Genomic DNA, 15,739 nt, shown 5'->3' with positions numbered 1-15,739 from the left:
CCCACCCCGCCCTTTTTTTTTTTGGGAGGCCCCTTCTTCTGTGGGGGTTGCGAACGGGAGGGAAAAAAACGCCCCGCCCCCCCCCCCCCCCCCCTCCCCCCCCCACCCGTGTCCGCGGACGATCAGCTCGCCGCGTAGTTCCGCAGGAACAGCGCCTCCGCGACCGACAGACGCTCCAGCTCGTCCGGCGAGACGCTCTCGTTCACCGCGTGGATCTGCGCCTCCGGCTCGCTCAGGCCGATGAGCAGGATCTCCGTCCGCGGGTACAGCGAGGCCAGTGTGTTGCACAGCGGGATCGAGCCGCCCATGCCCGCCGACTGCATCTCCTGGCCCGGGTAGGCGACCGCCATGGCCTCGGCCATCGACGCGTACGCGGGGCTGGACGTGTCGGCGCGGAACGCCTGGCCCTGCCCGATCGGCTCGGTGCTCACCCGCGCGCCCCACGGCGTGTGCGCCTCGATGTGCGCCTGGAGCAGCTTGGTCGCCTCGACCGCGTCGACGCCCGGCGGCACCCGCAGGCTGATCAGCGCACGGGCACCGGCCTGCACCGACGGCGTCGCGCCGACGACCGGCGGGCAGTCGATCCCGAGCACCGTGACGGCCGGCCGCGCCCAGACCCGGTCGGCGACCGTGCCGGAGCCGATGAGCTCCACCCCGTCGAGCACCTTGGCGTCCTCACGGAACGCCTGGTCCTCGTACTGCAGCCCGTCCCACGCCAAGTCGCCCGCCAGGCCGTCGACGGTCGTCGAGCCGTCCTTCGCCCGCAGCGAGTCCAGTACGCGGATCAGCGCGGCCAGCGCGTCGGGCGCCGCGCCGCCGAACTGCCCCGAGTGCAGGTTCCCTTCGAGGGTGTCCACCTGCACCCGTACGAGGGTCATGCCGCGCAGGGTCGCGGTGACCGTCGGCAGGCCCGCCCGGAAGTTGCCGGCGTCACCGATGACGATCGTGTCGGCGGTCAGCAACTCCGGGTGCTGCTCGGCGTACCGCTCCAGACCGCCGGTACCCTGCTCCTCCGAACCCTCGACGATGACCTTGACGTGCACCGGAATGCCGCCGTTCGCCTTCAGGGCACGCAGCGCCAGCAGGTGCATGACGACGCCGCCCTTGCAGTCGGCGCTGCCCCGCCCGTACCAGCGGCCGTCGCGCTCCACCAGCTCGAACGGGGGTGTCGTCCAGGCGGCTTCGTCCAGTGGTGGCTGCACGTCGTAGTGCGCGTACAGCAGGACCGTCTTCGCGCCCTCGGGTCCCGGCAGGAAGCCGTACACCGACTGGGTGCCGTCCGGGGTGTCGAGCAGCGCCACGTCCTGGAAGCCCTCGGAGCGCAGCGCGTCGGCGATCCAGTTCGCGGCGCCCTCGCTCTCGCTCCTCGGATACTGGTCGAAGTCCGCCACCGACTTGAAGGCCACCAGCTCGGTGAGCTCCGCCTTCGCCCGGGGCATGAGCGAGGCGACGGTCTCGGCGACCGGATTCGACGACATGGGCACGCTCCTCGTAGGTGCGACGTTGTACTTCTGTGTACAGATGATCGGGTGATGCGTACTGGTGTACAGGACGCATCCGTTGTCGATCCTCCCACAGCAACCTGCGGCGATGCCCGCCGTAGGATGCGGGGGACAGGTGCGGCAGACGGCTGGACTGGGAGCAGTAGACCAACGTGAGCAGCGAGAACTCTTCGGCGGACGACGAGCGGCGTACGGCGGACGACGGGCAGCAGGTATGGGACGTCGTAGTCGTCGGTGGAGGGCCGGCGGGGGCCTCGGCCGCTTATGCGGCAGCGGTCGCGGGACGCAGTGTCCTGCTGCTGGAGAAAGCCGAACTGCCCCGCTACAAAACATGCGGCGGCGGCATCATCGGCCCCTCGCGCGATGCCCTGCCCCCCGGCTTCGAGCTGCCGTTCAGAGACCGGGTGAACGCGGTCACCTTCTCGATGGACGGCAAATTCGCCCGCACCCGGCGGTCCCGGCACATGCTGTTCGGGCTGATCAACCGTCCGGAGTTCGACCAGCAGCTCGTCGAGTTCGCGCAGAAGGCGGGCGCCGAACTGCGTACGGGTGCCATGGTCTCGCGCGTCGAGCAGCACGGCTCGGCGGTGCCGGACCGTCGCACCGTCGCCGTGGTCCTGCAGGGCGGCGAGACCGTTCTGGCGCGGGCGGTCGTGGGCGCCGACGGCAGCGCCAGCCGGATAGGAGCACACGTCGGGGTCAAGCTCGACCAGGTCGATCTCGGTCTGGAGGCCGAGATCCCGGTGCCGGAGACGGTCGCCGAGGACTGGCGGGGGCGCGTCCTGATCGACTGGGGCCCCATGCCCGGCAGTTACGGGTGGGTCTTCCCGAAGGGGGACACGCTCACCGTCGGCGTGATCTCCGCGCGTGGCGAAGGTGCCGCCACCAAGCGGTACTTGGAGGACTTCATCGCCCGGCTCGGTCTCGCCGGCTTCGAACCGGCCATCTCCTCGGGCCACTTGACGCGCTGCCGCGCCGACGACTCGCCGCTCTCGCGCGGCCGGGTGCTCGTCTGCGGCGACGCGGCGGGACTGCTCGAGCCCTGGACCCGGGAGGGCATCTCGTTCGCGCTCCGCTCCGGTCGGCTGGCGGGCGAGTGGGCGGTACGGATCGCCGAGGCGCACGACGCGGTGGACGCCCGGCGGCAGGCCCTGAACTACGCCTTCGCGATCAAGGCGGGGCTCGGCGTCGAGATGAGCGTCGGCAAGCGCCTGCTCGGGGCCTTCGAGCGTCGCCCCGGCATGTTCCACGCGGGGCTCACCGGTGTGCGCCCGGTGTGGAAGGCGTTCGCCGGGATCACCCGCGGCTCCACCACCCTCGGCGAGATCATCCGGTCGCACCCGATGGTCGGACGCGCCCTGACCGCACTCGATCGCCGTCCGGAGGGGACGGAGGCGACCGAGGGGGGAGCGGTGGGGGAGCTGTAGCGGACGGGGCCGCTGTCGGCCGCATCCGATCGCCGGCAGTGAATTCGGCCATGAGGCGGCGGAGGAGCGGCCGCGGCGGCCGTCAGCCCTTGACCGTGATCCGGAAGACCGGGTGGTCGGGAGCGATGCGCCGCAGCTCCTCGTCGGACGAGTCGGGGCCCACTCCGCCGAAGAACACGCCTACCTCGGCCTTCCAGCGCTTGAGGTAGGCGCGCAGCAGCGAGACCTTGTCGTCGTCGGCGACCTCGACGGCGGTGAAGGTGTCGACCTTCTTGCCGAGACGCAGCTCGCCCCCGCCGGCCGCCCGCATGTTGTGCGTCCACTGGACATGGCCGCGGGGGGCGACGAGGTACTGCTCGCCGTCCACGGTGAGCAGGTTGACCGGGGTCGTCCGCCACTCACCGCTCTTGCGGCCCCGGACGGCCAGGACCCGGGAGCCCCAGACACTGAACCCGCGCCTGGTGATCCAGGCCACGGCGCGGTTGAAGACGTTGACGGTGAACCAGCCCGGCTTCTGGACGTGTGTGGACACGGTGACCTCTCGAGGCATGTGGTGAGAGCGCCGCTCTTTTTTGTGAGCACTGCTCTCGCTTGAGAAGAGTCTGCATCGGATCGGTGATCCAATGCAAGAGCAGCGCTCTCGTTTTTGTGCGCCGCTCTCGTTCGCGTTGGGTCGGGTCGCTGATCGCGGGTCGCCAATTGCTGATCGGTGATCACGTAGTGGAGCGCTGATCTATTTTCGGATCGATGCTCTCCTTTGTGTGCACTGCTCTGAACGTGGGACACTGCTCTGTATGAATACCGCGCGAGGGGCACGTGCCCGAGCCAGGATCGAGGTCACGGCGGCCATCAAGGACGAGGCGCGCAGACAGCTCGCCGCGGAGGGCGCCGCCAAGCTCTCGCTGCGGGCCGTGGCCCGTGAGCTGGGGATGGTCTCCTCCGCGCTCTACCGGTACTTCCCGAGCCGGGACGACCTGTTGACCGCGCTCATCATCGACGCCTACGACTCCCTCGGCGAGGCGGCCGAGTCCGCGCACGCCGAGGTCGCCGCCGCCGGCCCCCAGGAGCGCTGGATCACCGTCTGCACGGCGGCGCGGCGCTGGGCGCTGGAGCATCCGCACGAGTACGCGCTCATCTACGGCACACCCGTCCCCGGGTATGTCGCGCCGCAGGAGACCGTTCCGGCGGCCGCACGGGTCGGCGTGCTCCTGATCGGGGTCGTCCGGGACGCGTATCGGGACAAGGGCGTGGCGCGCACGCCGTTGCCGGCCGAGCTGAAGACCGAGGCGCAGCGGATGGCCGCGGATCTCGCGCCCGATCTGCCGCCCGAGGTGATCGTGACGCTGGTGGCCTCGTGGGCGCAGCTCTACGGGCTGATCGGGTTCGAGCTGTTCGGGCAGTTCAACCGGGTCGTGGAGGACCGGGAGCCGTTCTTCCGGCATGCGGTGGGGCGGCTCGCGCACGATGTGGGGCTTGTCTATCCCGAGCAGGGCGCGACCGCCGGTGGGCCGTCTTCGGCGTAGGCCCGGCCGCGACGGCGCCGTACGGCCCAGCGGTAGCGTCCGCCGTACTCCGCACCTGTACTCCGCACCCGTACTCCGAGGGGAGTACGGGTGATCACCTCGCCCGGCGGACGCCGTCGCCGTGGTCGGCCGTCTAGCGTGACGGGCATGGAAGAGCAGCACACGCCCACGGCACCGACGTGGGGCGGTCCACCGTGGTGGCGGCACGGACCGCCCGGGTGGAACCGCTGGCACGACGAGGAGCGCCGCGCGCGATGGCCGTGGCGTTCCACGCTGCTGCTGACCGCCTTCGTGCTGCTGGGCTCCAACTTCGCCGCCCACGCGCAGCACGGTGACCGGCTCGCGCTGGACTTCTTCTCCCGGGCGCTCCTTCTCGTGGGTTCCGGCCTGCTGCTCTGGCGGCAGCGCTACCCCGTGTTCGTAGCGTTCGGCACGGCCGCGGTCGCCCTGGTCTACGTGGCCGCGGGATACCCGTACGGGCCGGTCTTCCTTCCGGTCGCGGTGGGCTGCTTCAGCGCCGTGGTCGCCGGGCGTCGAAGGGCCGCCTGGACGGCGGTCGGCCTGTTGTGGGCGGGGCATCTCGTGGTCGCGCACTGGCTGTACCACCGGCTGCCGCCGACGGGCGACGGCCCGACTTCCTGGACGCAGGAGATCGGCATCGCCACCTGGGTGGTGGCGGTGCTGGCGCTGTCGGAACTGGTGCGCGCGCGCCGTGAGCAGTGGGGCCGCGACAGGGCCGAGCGCGCGCAGGCTGCCCGGCGACGCGCGGACGAGGAACGGCTGCGGATCGCCCGCGAACTGCACGACGTACTGGCGCACAGCATCTCGGTGATCAACGTCCAGGCGGGCGTCGGCCTCGCGCTCCTGGACTCCGACCCGGAACAGGCGCGTACGGCGCTCACCACCATCAAGGCGGCCAGCAAGGAGGCGCTCGGCGAGGTCCGCCAAGTGCTCGACACCCTGCGCGCGCCGGGCGAGGCACCGCGCGCGCCCGCCCCCGGGCTCGACCGGCTCCCCGAACTGGTCGAGCAGGCGGCGAGCGCCGGTCTGACGGTCGAGATCGAGGGTGAGGTCCCGACACCCGCGCCGGGGACCGATCTGGCCGCGTTCCGCATCATCCAGGAGGCGTTGACCAACGTCGTACGGCATTCCGGGTCGCGTCGCGCGCGGGTGCGACTCGATCACGCGGAGGGCGCGCTGCGCCTGCGGATCGACGACGACGGGCCGGCCACCGCTGCGGACGCGGGCGGGAGCGGCAACGGGCTCGCGGGCATGCGGGAGCGGGCGGCCGCCCTGGGTGGCACGATCGAGGCGGGTCCGCGCGACGACGGAGGGTTCCGGGTGCTGGCCGTACTGCCGTGGAAGGTCAAGGAGGACCGGTGATCCGCGTACTGCTCGCCGATGACCAGGCACTGGTCAGGGCAGGCTTCAAGGCGCTGCTCGACGCGCAGCCGGACATCGAGGTGGCCGGAGAGGCCGCCGACGGCGGGGAGGCGGTGCGCGTGGTTCGTGAACTGCGCCCCGACGTCGTCCTGATGGACATCCGGATGCCCGTGCTGGACGGTCTCGCCGCCACGCGCCGCATCACCGGCGATCCGGACCTCGGGGGCGTCAAGGTGGTCATGCTCACCACCTTCGAGCTCGACGAGTACGTCTTCGAGGCCATCCGTTCCGGCGCTTCCGGCTTCCTGGTCAAGGACACCGAGCCCGATGAACTGCTGCGTGCGGTACGGGCGGTGGTCGAGGGCGACGCCCTGCTGTCGCCCGGGGTGACGCGCCGGCTGATCTCCGAGTTCGCGGCCCGTTCCAAGGAGCCCGAGTCCGTCGCGTCCCTCGCCGAACTCACCGAGCGGGAAAGGGAGGTGATGGCGCTGGTCGGCATCGGCCTCTCGAACGACGAGATCGCCCGCCGTCTCGTCGTCAGCCCGCTCACGGCCAAGACCCATGTCAGCCGGACGATGGTGAAACTCGGGGCTCGCGACCGGGCCCAACTGGTCGTGCTCGCCTATGAGTCGGGGCTGGTGCGACCGGGCTGGCTGGGCTGAGGCACGGGAACGTCCTGGCGGAAGCGGTACAGCACGGTGGCCACCCGTAGCGCGAAGAGGGCGGCGGCCAGGGTGCCGCCCGAGGTGACCAGTGCCCGGACCGCGCCGGACGACAGGTCCAGGAAGAGGGCGGGCCCGGTGACGACCCCGAAGGCGACCGCCGCCACGAACGCCGCGCTGGCCAGGGCGTATCCGATCTCGACGGTGACCGCGTCCCGCCGCGCCTGGGCCCGCCGCGCGTGTGTCCATTCCGCGGTGTCGCGGTAACTGCCTCTGTTCACCCCGTTGTTGCTCATCCGCCGAGTCAACAGGCCCGCGCCCGGCGGGGCAAGGACCCGCCGGGCGCGCGTCGGAGGTGTCCGCTGATCGCTAATCGCGGACGGAGACCCGCTCCGACCCCGACTCCGCCCCCTTCTGAGCGGACTGGCCGGACTGGGCCGAGTGGGCGGACCGGGTGACCACCACGGACTCCTTCGGACGCCGTGTCCGCAGCCCGGGCAGCGTGATCAGCAGACCCGCGAGGGCGATGCCGGTCACCACCATCAGGCCGGGGCGGTAACTGTCGAGTACGTCCTGGGGCGAGGAGCCCTCGGAGGAGTTCGCTGTGACGACGGCCGTCACGATCGCGAGGAAGATCGCACCGCCGACCTGTACGGAGGTGTTGAGCAGGCCCGAGACCATGCCCTGCTCGTGGTCGTCGACGCCGTTGGTCGCCTGGATGTTGAGGGACGGGAAGACCAGGGCGCACGCGGCGCCGATCAGCAGCATGGTCGGCAGGATGACCGCCGCGTAGACCGGGTCGAGGTCGACGCGCAGGAAGAGCGCGTACCCGACGACCATCAGGGCGAAGCCCGCCGCGATGAGCCGGGGCGTGCCGAACCGGTCGACGACGGCCCCCACCTTCGTGGAGGACAGGGCCACCAGCGCGCCGGCCGGCAGGAAGGCGAGCGCGGTGTGCAGGGCCGACCAGCCCAGCAGCGACTGCATGTACAGCGTCACCAGGAACTGGAAGCCGACGTACGAACCGAAGAACGCCATCGCGCCGAGCTGGGCCCGGATCTGGCTGCCGGAACGCAGGACGCCGAGCCGGATCAGCGGGCTGGGGCTGCGCCGCTCGATGCCGACGAAGACGGTGAGCAGTACGGCGACGGTGAGGAAGGACAGCAGGGTCCGGGCCGATCCCCAGCCGGCGTCGGGTGCCTGGACGACGGTGAAGACGAGCAGCAGCATGGAGGCGGTGCCGATGATCGCGCCCGGGATGTCGTAACCGCGGTGGTCCTTCTCTCGCTCGCTGCGCGGGATGAGCTTCAGGCCCACGAGCAGCGCGACGACGGCGATGGGCGCGGGCAGCAGCATGGTCAGCCGCCAGCTCGCCTCGGTGAGCAGGCCGGACAGGACCAGGCCCATGGAGAAACCGGTGGCCGCGCAGGTGGTGTAGATCGAGAGCGCGCGGTTGCGCAGCGGGCCCTCGGCGAATGTCGTGGTGATGATCGACAGGCCCGCCGGCGCGGTGAACGCGGCGCTCAGACCCTTGATGAAACGGCTGGCGATCAGCAGGGGACCTGAGTCGACGAGTCCGCCGAGCAGCGAGGCGAGCGCGAACACCGCGAGGGCCACCAGGAAGACCTGGCGGCGGCCCAGCAGGTCGGCGGCGCGTCCGCCGAGGAGCAGCAGCCCGCCGTATCCCAGGATGTAGCCGCTGACGATCCACTGGAGCGTCGAGGTGGAGAGGTCGAGTTCGGAGCCGATGGACGGCAGGGCGACGCCGACCATCGACACGTCCAGCGCGTCCAGGAACATCGCGGCGCAGAGCACCAGGAGGGTGCCCCACAGCCGGGGGGTCCAGCGTCCGTGGGGCACGGGGTGGGTGAGCGGAGAGGTCATGACACCGACAGTACATGCACATGCATTCAATGCAAGTGCATTTAATTCCGATGCAACAAAGTTGGTTTTTTGCTACGGTGCGGGCATGGCGGCGGAGAATGCCGAGCAAGGGCTCGTGGACCAGTGGCGCGACATCCTGGCGGTGCATGCCCGCACCGTCTGTGAGCTCGACCGCGAGCTGCATCGACACGGCCTGGGCGCCAGCGACTTCGAGGTGCTCGACCTGCTGGCGGTGGGTACCGCCGCGGACGGCGGACCCTCCTTCCGTGTCCAGGAGATCTCCGAGCGGGTCCATCTGAGTCAGAGCGCCTTGTCCCGGCTGATCGGGCGCCTGGAGAAGGACGGCCTCGTGACGCGCGGGATGTGTGCCGAGGACAGGCGGGGCGTGCGCGTGTGTGTCACGCCGAAGGGGCGCGAACTGCACGGCGAGGTACTGCCGTTGCAGCGTGCGGTTCTCACCCGGATGCTGGCGGGCGGCCCGTCGGCATCCGGCGGCTGAACGGGCTGTCCGGTTCCCCCTGTTGACCTTGCTGTTCCTTCTGATCCTGCTCAGCGCGTGCTCCGCCCCTGCGTTGGGCCGAGGCCGTCGGCTCGGGGCGTGACGGACGCCCGCCGCTCGTCTCCGGGCTGACCCGACCCCGGATTCGCGCGTCAGCTCCAGGTGATGCCGGACTTCTCCCGCCACAGGGTGGCGAGCGAGGCGTCGCCCGTCACGCTCGGGAACGGCCCGCGGTTCCACAGCGCCAGATAGAGCCGCGCGGCTGGTCCCGCCAGCTCGCAGTCCACCTCCGCGCCCCCGTGCGTGTCCGCGTGCCCGTGCCCCGCGCGTTCGCTCAGCGGCGGTTCGGACGACAGCCGTACGGTCCACACGGCGTCCGCGCGGTCGGTGGCGCGCACGCGCAGCACACGGGGTTCCTCGGTGCGCACCCTGCTCTTCTCGCGCGCGTGGAAGCCGCGCAGCAACTCGTCGATCCCGTCGACCGCGAAGTCCGGCGGGACGGCCGTCGGCTCCCCGCCGAGCGCCGACTCGGCGTCGACCCGGTGCACGGTGGTCTCGTGAGCCTGCCGGCGCGCCCAGAAGGCGAGCGGCGAGGGCGCCGGCAGGAAGCTCCAGCACCGTAGGTCCGGCGAGGCGCCGGCCAGCGTGTCCACGAGCAGCCGGTGTCCCTCACGGAACCAGGTCAGCAGCTCGTCGTCGTCCAGATCCGGCAGCCCGCCGTCGGGGTGGTACGAGGTGTGTCCCTCGGCGACGAACGCGGTGGCCCAGCGGTGGACCATGCCCGTGTGCCGCACCAGATCCTTGACCTGCCAGCCTGCGCAGGTCGCGACCTTGGCGTCGACGCCCGCCTCCTCGGCGGCCGTGGCCAGCGACCGGCCCTCCCTGTCCAGGGTTTCCACGAACTCCCGAATCTGCATGCCGAGAGTGTGCCCGATGCGGGGCGGTACCGGGCGGTGCGGGGGTGGAAGTGCGCGGGAGGGGAGCCGACTTCGGCGAACTCGGGGGCGCGCATGGCCACGGACCGGCGCCTGTGCGCCTCCGGGTGCGCCACACGCGAGCTCGCCCGCTCCCGGTGTCCTCGCACGCCCGTCCCCCGCCCCTGCCGGATTCCCGCGCTCCTCGACCGGTGTCCGCGCGCTGCTCGCTCGGGGTGCCGGCGCTCTCGACCGGTCTCCCGGGGATCCCTGCCCGGGATCCCTGCGCTTCTCGCCCAGGGTGCTCCGCGTTGCTCGCGCGGGTGGTTCGCACCCCCCTCAGCCCACGGCGGCGCGTCGCGTCGCGAATCCGACCAGTGCGGCCACGGCCGCCAGTGCCGCCACGCTCGTGAGTGCCGTCGGCAAGGAGTACCAGTCGGCCATGAACCCGATCGCGGGCGGCCCGAGCAGCATGCCCCCGTACCCGAGGGTGGAGGCGACGGCGACCCCGCTCGCTCCGGCGAGCGCGCCCGCCCGCTCGACGGCGACGGGGAAGATGTTGGCGAGGCCGAGCCCGGTGACGGCGAATCCGAGCAGCGCCGCCCACACGGAGGGCGCGAGTGAACCGAGCAGCATGCCGAGCGCGGCCGTCGTGCCGCCCGCGACCAACGTGCGGGTCCGGCCCAGCCGTTCGAGCAGCGCCGTTCCGCTGAGCCGGCCGATCGTCATGGCGAGCGCGAAGCACGAGTAGCCGGCGGCGGCGATTCCCGGGTGCGCGTCCAGGTCCTGCTCAAGATGGAGCGCGCCCCAGTCCGCGAGTGCGCCCTCACCGTACGCCGTGCACAGGGCGATCAGCCCGAAGACGACGACCAGGCCGCGGGTACGGACATCGACACGCGATTGCCCCGAGGGCTCGTCACCCTGTGGGCGATCCGGCGACGGCGGGACGTCTTGGCGGAGCAGTGCGCGTCCCGCGACGCCGGTCACGAGCAGACCGGTGACGGCGATCCCGAGCAGATGGCGTGTCGGTGTCAGTTGCCCGGCGACCAGCCCGCCGAGCCCCGCTCCGAGCATGCCGCCCAGGCTGTACGCCGCGTGGAAACTGGGCATCACCGGGCGCCGTAGAGCGGCCACGAGATCGACGGCCGCGCTGTTCATGGAGACGTTGATCCCGCCGTAGGCCGCGCCGAAGACCAGCAGGACGAGGCCCAGTACCGGCACCGAGTGGGCGAGCGGGGGTAGGACGATGCTCAGCGACAGCAGCACCCCGCAGGCCACGGTCACCGTATGGCTGCCGAACCGTCGGCAGAGCCGTCCCGTCAGCATCATGGTGATCACGGCACCGGCGGAGACGCCGAGGAGAGCGAGGCCGAGGGCGCCGGCGGAGGCGCCGGTCTGGTGCTTGATGGCGGGGATCCGCACGACCCAGCCGGCGAACACGAAGCCGTCGAGGGCGAAGAACGCGGTGAGGGTGATGCGGAGTCGGGTGAGGGAACGATCCGGCACAACGCTGTGCGGAACGGTTTTGTTTATTAGCGGCACAAAGTCAAGGTAGACGGCTGCCAGGCTCGGAGCAAGGGGGCGGTGGGCCGGTGTGTGAGGGGCGAGGCTTCACGGACGAACCGGTGTGTGCCGGGATGAGGCCCCACGCGCGAACCGGCGGGCGCGCCGGGATCGGGCGCTGCGGACGAAGGGGGCGAACAGGGCCCCGATGACACGGGATTCGCTGTCGCCCCCGCGACTCGGCGGTTCGCCGTCCTGAGCGCTCGGACGGCGAACCGCGCGTCGTCCGTCGCTCAGACCGCCGGAGCCGGGAACGTCGGGTACTCCACCCCGGAGACGTGCTGGACGACGCGGATGACCTGGCAGGAGTAGCCGAACTCGTTGTCGTACCAGAGGTAGAGGATCGCGTTGTCGTCCTCGACCTTGGTGGCGCCGGCGTCGACGATCGAGGCGTGGCGCGAGCCGATGAAGTCGCTGGACACCGCGTCGGGGGCGCTGATGAAGTCGATCTGGCGCTTGAGGGGCGAGGTCAGCGAGACGTTGCGGAGGTAGTCGAGGACCTCCTCGCGGGTGGTCGCGCGGCCCAGGCGCAGGCTGAGGATCGCGATCGACACGTCCGGCACCGGGACGCGGATCGAACTGCCGGTGATCGGCGCCTTGAGGTCGGGCAGCGCCTTGGCGACAGCGGAGGCGGCACCCGTCTCGGTGATGACCATGTTCAGCGGCGCGGAGCGGCCCCGACGGTCGGAACTGTGGTAATTGTCCAGCAGGTTCTGGTCGTTGGTGAACGAGTGGACGGTCTCCACGTGGCCACGCAGGACGCCGTACTCCTCCGCCATCGCCTTGAGCGGCGGCACGATCGCGTTGGTGGTGCAGGAGGCGCAGGACAGGATCCGCTCGTCCGGCTTGATCATGTCGTGGTTGACGCCGTGCACGATGTTGGGGACGTCGCCCTTGCCCGGCGCCGTCAGGACGACCTTGTCGACGCCGGGGCGCAGGTGGTTCGACAGACCCTCGCGATCACGCCACTTGCCCGTGTTGTCGACGAGGATGGCGTCCTTGATGCCGTACGTCGTGTAGTCGACCTCGGACGGGTCGTTGGCGTAGATGACCTTGATCTCGTTGCCGTTGGCGATGATCGTGCTGTTCGCCTCGTCGACCGTGATCGTGCCCTGGAACTGGCCGTGGATGGAGTCGCGGCGCAGCAGCGAGGCGCGCTTGACGATGTCCTGCTCGCCGCCCTGGCGCACGACGATGGCGCGCAGCCGCAGACCGTTGCCGGAGCCGGTCTTCTCGATGAGCAGGCGGGCGAGGAGGCGGCCGATGCGGCCGAACCCGTAGAGGACGACGTCACGCCCCTCGCGGCGCTCGATCTTGTTCTCGCCGGTGGCGCCGGCGACCGCCTCGGCGGTGAACTCCTCGACGGACAGGCCGCGGTCGTCGGCCCGGTACGTCGCGGCGAGCATGCCGATGTCGATCTGGGACGGGCCGAGATCGAGCGTGGTGAGCGTCCGCAGGAACGGCAGCGTGTCGGTGACCGAGAGCTCCTCACCGGCGATCTGCCGGGCGAAGCGGTGGGTCTTGAGGATGCTCACCACCGACTTGTTCACCAGGGAGCGGCTGTGCAGGAGGATCGTGACGTCCTGCTCCCGGTGCAGCCTCCCGATGATCGGGATCATCGACTCCGCGATCTCTTCGCGGGTCTTCCAGTTGGTGAACGCGTCGTCGTTGACAGTCACAGAATCATCTTTCGAGCTAGGTGGCGCTCATATGCTAACCGGACCGACTTTCTGATCGTTCACGCGGTGTCCACTCGCACGGAAGACGGCGTCCGCCGCGGCGGACGCGGGCATCGGAGTCCGGCCCTCCGGAGGCTCGCCACATGGCTGACAGATGTCGTCCACCAGTACGGCAAAGTCTCCGTCTCCCGTTCCGGACTCTTTCGTTGCTGTAGGCACCCTTGACAGCGTGCGTACTGTTTCGCGACGTTTGAGCCCCTGCCCTTTGGCTCGGATCGCGGTCCTCGACCGGGAGACGAGTCCTTGTGCGGTGCGGAACGGCAAAAATCAGAAAAGTGGCAGGACGCGGACAGCGCGTCATGGGGGGAGCTGTCGTCCATGCGATCCATCAACAAAGATCCACACGCCCGACTTGCCTGTGCTGTGACCGGAACATCCCTCGCAGCGCCTGCGGAAGGGCGGTTGATCTGAGGTGGAGATCACGATCCACAGACTCGACGGCCTCGGCGGCCCGCTGCGCGAGGCCTGGCACGGGGCGATGGACGCATCGCCCGAGTACGCCAATCCGTTCCTGGCGCCGGAGTTCGCGACGGGGGTGGCCAGGTTTCGCGGCGGTGCCCAGGTCGCGGTGCTGCGCGAGGACGGTGAGCCCGTCGGTTTCCTGCCGTACGAACGCAACGTCCTCGGCGTCGGCAGGGCCATCGGCCTCGGACTCTCCGACTGCCAGGCTCTCGTACACAGACCCGGGGTCACCTGGGACGCACAGGAGGTGCTGCGCGCCTGCGGGCTGTCCATCTTCGAGTTCGATCATCTCGTCGAGGAGCAGGAGCCGTTCGGAAGATACGTTACTGGGACCTTCGCCTCCCCGGTCGTGGACCTGAAACCGGGGGACAGCGGCTACCCGGAGTGGCTGCGCAGCGCCTATCCGGGCCAGGCGAAGACGACCCTGAAGAAGGAACGGCGCCTCGGGCGGGACGTGGGCGAGGTGCGGTTCGTCTTCGACGAGCGCGACCCCCGGATGCTGCGCACGCTCATGCGGTGGAAGTCCGCCCAGTACCGCAGGACGGGACGCATGGACCGGTTCGCGCGGCCCTGGATCGTGGGTCTGGTGGACCACCTGTTCGGCGTCCGCGAGGAGCACTTCACCGGCGTGCTGTCCGTGCTCTACGCCGGGGACCGGCCGGTCGCCGCCCACTTCGGACCTCGGTCGCGCACAGTGCTCGCGGCCTGGTTCACCGCGTACGACCCGGAGTTCCACCGGTACTCGCCCGGTCTGATGATGCATCTGCGGACCGCCGAGGCGGCCGGCCGGAACGGCGTGAGCGTGCTGGATCTGGGGCGCGGCGACAAGGAGTACAAGGACTGGCTCAAGACCCGTGAGCTGCGGGTGGCCGAGGGGTTCGCGGCCCGCCCCCATCCGGTGGCGGCGGCGCACCGGCTGTGGCGCAGGCCCGTGCGCGGTCTGCGGAACACCGTCCTCGCCCATCCCACGCTCCGCGATCCGGCCGACCGGCTGCTCAAGACCGTGGGCACGCTGCGCGCTTCGGGCCGACCGGAATCCAGCGGAGCGGGACCGCGCCCTGGCTGACCGGGTCGCCCGGCCCCACCCGAGGGAGTCTCCTGGGCCGAGCGGTTCGGGCGAGGAGACTCCCTCGGGCATACCCCGCGGCGCCCCATGCGGTCGCGCGGCACGCGGCGCGGGCCGCCTCCGGTGCAGTCACGGGAAAGGCGTCCGTCACCCAGGGCGTCAGCGTCGTACGGCGATGACCTCGAAGGGGCGCGATTACCTCGACGTCACGTGATGACCTCGATGTCCCGTCACGGGATCGGCGTCCCGTCACGGGGTCGATGTCATACGGCCATGACCTCGATCCCCGCCTCCTCGAACCGGCCGATCGTCTCAGGCCCCGCCGCCGTGTCCGTCACGAGTGTGCGCACCGACTCGGCCGCGCAGATACGGGCGAACGCGCGCTGCCCCAGTTTGCTGGAGTCGGCGGCGACGATCACGCGCTCGGCCCGCTCGCACAGGAGGCGGTTGATCGCGGCCTCCGCCTCGTCGTGGGCGGCGGCGCCGTGCGTGACGTCGAAGGCGACCACGCCGAGCACCGCGACATCCAGCGTGATCTGCCCGAGGACGCCGTCCGCGAGCGGTCCGATGAGTTCGTAGGACTGCGGCCGGGCGACCCCGCCGGTCACCACGATCTTGAACTGGGGGCGCACGGCGAGCTCGTTCGCGATGTTCAGCGCGTTCGTGACGACGGTCAGCGCGGGGGAGCCCGATGCCAGGTCCGGGCGTACGGCCAGGGCGCGCGCCACCTCGGTCGTCGTGGTGCCGCCCGTCAGGCCCACCGCCTCGCCGGGGGCGATCAGGTGGGCCACCGCCTTCGCGATGCGCTGCTTCTCGGACGCGTGGCGGGCGGTCTTGTAGCGCAGGGGCAGTTCGTAGGAGACGCCGTGCACGACCGCGCCGCCCCGGGTGCGCACGAGCATCTGCTGCTCGGCGAGCTGGTCGAAGTCGCGGCGGATCGTCGCCGCCGAGACCTCCAGTTCCGTCGCCGCCTCCTCGACATCCAGGCGGCCCCGCTCCACGAGCAGTTCCAGCAGTGCCTTCCACCGGGCGTCGCGCGACATCCGCACCCTCCGTTCCTCGATCTTCCGCGACCTTAACGCAACCCCCCTCCACTCAAATGCTTGATTGTGCTC

The 15,739-nt window shown here is 70.7% G+C and carries 14 protein-coding genes; 6 read left to right on the top strand and 8 right to left on the bottom strand.

The annotated features are described in order from the left end of the window. Positions 1-122: 122 nt before the first annotated feature. Positions 123-1,478 (bottom strand): M20/M25/M40 family metallo-hydrolase, encoded by a 1,356-nt coding sequence (locus ACZ6KY_RS18240; protein ID WP_469311282.1) that lies wholly within the window; start codon positions 1,476-1,478, stop codon positions 123-125. A gap of 176 nt (positions 1,479-1,654) precedes the next feature. Between ACZ6KY_RS18240 and ACZ6KY_RS18235 the strand changes: the two genes are divergently transcribed. Further along, the gene (locus ACZ6KY_RS18235) at positions 1,655-2,929 is read left to right on the top strand and encodes a geranylgeranyl reductase family protein (protein WP_469311281.1); all 1,275 of its coding nucleotides are present in this window, start codon (positions 1,655-1,657) and stop codon (positions 2,927-2,929) included. 82 nt (positions 2,930-3,011) lie between these two features. On the opposite strand, the gene ACZ6KY_RS18230 is transcribed toward ACZ6KY_RS18235, so the two are convergent. Then, complete coding sequence (locus ACZ6KY_RS18230; RefSeq protein ID WP_469311280.1) at positions 3,012-3,461, bottom strand: nitroreductase family deazaflavin-dependent oxidoreductase; 450 nt, start codon at positions 3,459-3,461, stop codon at positions 3,012-3,014. Between the two features lie 262 nt (positions 3,462-3,723). Between ACZ6KY_RS18230 and ACZ6KY_RS18225 the strand changes: the two genes are divergently transcribed. From ACZ6KY_RS18225 to ACZ6KY_RS18215, 3 genes are all read left to right on the top strand, one after another. Next, a complete protein-coding gene (locus ACZ6KY_RS18225; RefSeq protein ID WP_469311279.1) occupies positions 3,724-4,452 on the top strand; it encodes a TetR/AcrR family transcriptional regulator in 729 nt (242 codons plus the stop codon). A 147-nt stretch (positions 4,453-4,599) separates the two neighbouring features. Then, on the top strand, positions 4,600-5,835 hold the full coding sequence (locus ACZ6KY_RS18220; protein ID WP_469311278.1) for a sensor histidine kinase: 1,236 nt from the start codon (positions 4,600-4,602) through the stop codon (positions 5,833-5,835). After that, positions 5,832-6,497: a response regulator transcription factor gene (locus ACZ6KY_RS18215; protein WP_469311277.1), complete on the top strand. Its 666-nt coding sequence runs from the start codon at positions 5,832-5,834 to the stop codon at positions 6,495-6,497. The genes ACZ6KY_RS18220 and ACZ6KY_RS18215 overlap by 4 nt, the downstream gene beginning before the upstream one ends. Here ACZ6KY_RS18215 and ACZ6KY_RS18210 read toward each other — a convergent pair. Both ACZ6KY_RS18210 and ACZ6KY_RS18205 read right to left on the bottom strand, forming a co-directional pair. After that, a complete protein-coding gene (locus ACZ6KY_RS18210) occupies positions 6,458-6,793 on the bottom strand; it encodes a DUF6332 family protein (RefSeq protein WP_469311276.1) in 336 nt (111 codons plus the stop codon). The two genes, ACZ6KY_RS18215 and ACZ6KY_RS18210, sit on opposite strands and share 40 nt — an antisense overlap. A gap of 73 nt (positions 6,794-6,866) precedes the next feature. Continuing rightward, complete coding sequence (locus tag ACZ6KY_RS18205) at positions 6,867-8,381, bottom strand: MFS transporter (RefSeq protein WP_469311275.1); 1,515 nt, start codon at positions 8,379-8,381, stop codon at positions 6,867-6,869. An 85-nt stretch (positions 8,382-8,466) separates the two neighbouring features. On the opposite strand from ACZ6KY_RS18205, the gene ACZ6KY_RS18200 reads away from it, so the two are divergent. Beyond that, positions 8,467-8,880 (top strand): MarR family winged helix-turn-helix transcriptional regulator, encoded by a 414-nt coding sequence (locus ACZ6KY_RS18200; RefSeq protein ID WP_469311274.1) that lies wholly within the window; start codon positions 8,467-8,469, stop codon positions 8,878-8,880. A 152-nt stretch (positions 8,881-9,032) separates the two neighbouring features. Here the strand turns inward: ACZ6KY_RS18200 and ACZ6KY_RS18195 are convergent, their stop codons facing one another. The 3 genes from ACZ6KY_RS18195 to ACZ6KY_RS18185 form a co-directional block, all read right to left on the bottom strand. After that, a complete protein-coding gene (locus ACZ6KY_RS18195) occupies positions 9,033-9,797 on the bottom strand; it encodes a maleylpyruvate isomerase family mycothiol-dependent enzyme (protein ID WP_469311273.1) in 765 nt (254 codons plus the stop codon). A gap of 336 nt (positions 9,798-10,133) precedes the next feature. Continuing rightward, positions 10,134-11,300, bottom strand: a complete 1,167-nt coding sequence (locus tag ACZ6KY_RS18190; protein WP_469311272.1) for an MFS transporter — start codon at positions 11,298-11,300, stop codon at positions 10,134-10,136. Between the two features lie 290 nt (positions 11,301-11,590). Next, positions 11,591-13,036 carry a glyceraldehyde-3-phosphate dehydrogenase gene (locus tag ACZ6KY_RS18185; protein WP_469311271.1) on the bottom strand — a complete coding sequence of 482 codons (1,446 nt, stop codon included), beginning with the start codon at positions 13,034-13,036 and terminating at the stop codon, positions 11,591-11,593. Positions 13,037-13,508: 472 nt separating this feature from the next. On the opposite strand from ACZ6KY_RS18185, the gene ACZ6KY_RS18180 reads away from it, so the two are divergent. Continuing rightward, positions 13,509-14,624 carry a GNAT family N-acetyltransferase gene (locus ACZ6KY_RS18180; RefSeq protein WP_469311270.1) on the top strand — a complete coding sequence of 372 codons (1,116 nt, stop codon included), beginning with the start codon at positions 13,509-13,511 and terminating at the stop codon, positions 14,622-14,624. 263 nt (positions 14,625-14,887) lie between these two features. Here ACZ6KY_RS18180 and ACZ6KY_RS18175 read toward each other — a convergent pair whose 3' ends face one another. Beyond that, the gene (locus tag ACZ6KY_RS18175; RefSeq protein ID WP_469311269.1) at positions 14,888-15,667 is read right to left on the bottom strand and encodes a DeoR/GlpR family DNA-binding transcription regulator; all 780 of its coding nucleotides are present in this window, start codon (positions 15,665-15,667) and stop codon (positions 14,888-14,890) included. Positions 15,668-15,739 lie beyond the last annotated feature (72 nt).

The organism is Streptomyces sp. NPDC042002 (assembly GCF_055588305.1).
The sequence above is the reverse complement of the archived record's forward strand: the minus strand, read 5'-3'. Positions and strand labels throughout refer to the sequence as shown.